The organism is Nocardia sp. NPDC002869, assembly GCF_046764065.1.
GTDB classification, from domain to species: domain Bacteria; phylum Actinomycetota; class Actinomycetes; order Mycobacteriales; family Mycobacteriaceae; genus Nocardia; species Nocardia rhamnosiphila.
Map to the genome: position 1 here is coordinate 1 of NZ_JBKOOL010000341.1, position 1311 is coordinate 1311.

The 1311-nt window shown below is 69.7% G+C and carries 1 protein-coding gene; it reads left to right on the forward strand.

Translation table 11 applies throughout. The annotated features are described in order from the left end of the window. Nucleotides 1-12: 12 nt before the first annotated feature. On the forward strand, nt 13-1224 hold the full coding sequence (locus tag ACLML9_RS28770; protein ID WP_411948433.1) for a thiolase C-terminal domain-containing protein: 1212 nt from the start codon (nt 13-15) through the stop codon (nt 1222-1224). The last annotated feature ends 87 nt before the right edge of the window (nt 1225-1311 follow it).

A 1311-nucleotide genomic window follows, 5' to 3' on the forward strand; every position in this document is an offset into this window, starting at 1 on the left:
GATGTCGTCGGCATCGGCAAGCATCGACACGGGGGCGGCCCGTCCGCAGCGGGCCGGTCGCCGCCCAGGTATCCGACCGCTCGGACCGCCGCGGCGTATCCGGAGATGGTCGCCGAGGCGGTAGGCCAGGCGCTCATCGACGCCGGAGTGGGTTACGACCAGGTGCAGCGCGCCGCCGTCGGGTACGTCTTCCAGCCGTCCACCGCGGGGCAGCGGGCGCTCTACGATATCGGCCTCACCGGTATCCCGATGGTGAACGTCAACAACAACTGCGCCACCGGATCCACCGCGCTCGTACTCGCCCGGGAATGGGTGCAGGCCGGGCTGGCCGATATCGTGCTCGCGGTCGGGTTCGAGCAGATGACCAAACAGGCGATGTCCGGCGACGGCACGATCCCGAAGGTCACCACGGTGGACCGGCACATGGACGCGCTGAAGGCGGCCGCCGGTTTCGGCAACGCGCCGATGACCGCCCAATTCTTCGGTGCGGCCGCGGCCGAACACATGCAGCGGTACGGGACCACCCGCGAACAGCTGGCCCGGGTCGCGGTGAAGAACCACGAACACTCCACCCGCAATCCCAAGGCCCAGTTCCAGGACGCCTACACCCTCGACCAGGTGCTCGGCGACAAACTGGTCTCCGATCCGCTGACCCGCTCACAGTGCTCCCCCATGTCCGACGGTGCCGGCGCGGCGGTGCTGGTGAGCGAACGCTATGTCCGCGAACACGGTCTCGATCGGGCGGTGCCCATTCTCGCCCAGGAGCTGGTGACCGATACCGGCGCCTCGTTCGAGTCGGGGTCGATGATCGATGTGGTGGGCGCGCCCATGGCGCGTATCGCCGGCCGGAAGGTGCTGGAGACCGCCGGGGTGGGTATCGACGATATCGATGTGCTCGAACTGCACGACTGCTTCTCCATCAACGAGCTGCTCACCTACGAGGCGCTGGGTCTGTGCGGCGAAGGCGAATCCGGCGCGCTGGTGGAGTCGGGCGCGACCACCTATGGCGGCCGGTGGGTGGTCAACCCGTCGGGTGGGCTCATCTCCAAGGGACATCCGCTCGGCGCCACCGGGCTGGCGCAGTGCACGGAACTGGTCACCCAGGTACGCGGGGCGGCGGGTGCGCGTCAGGTGGCGGGCGCGCGGCTCGGGCTCGCCCACAATCTCGGCCTCGGCGGGGCCTGCGTCGTGACCCTGTACGGTGCGCCGGGCGCGGTCTCCTAGAGTTCCGGTCATGACGAGAAGCCGGGTGCGGACCGGGCGGGAGATATCCTCGCCCGCCGCATCCCCGCTCCGGGGTCCGGACGCGGC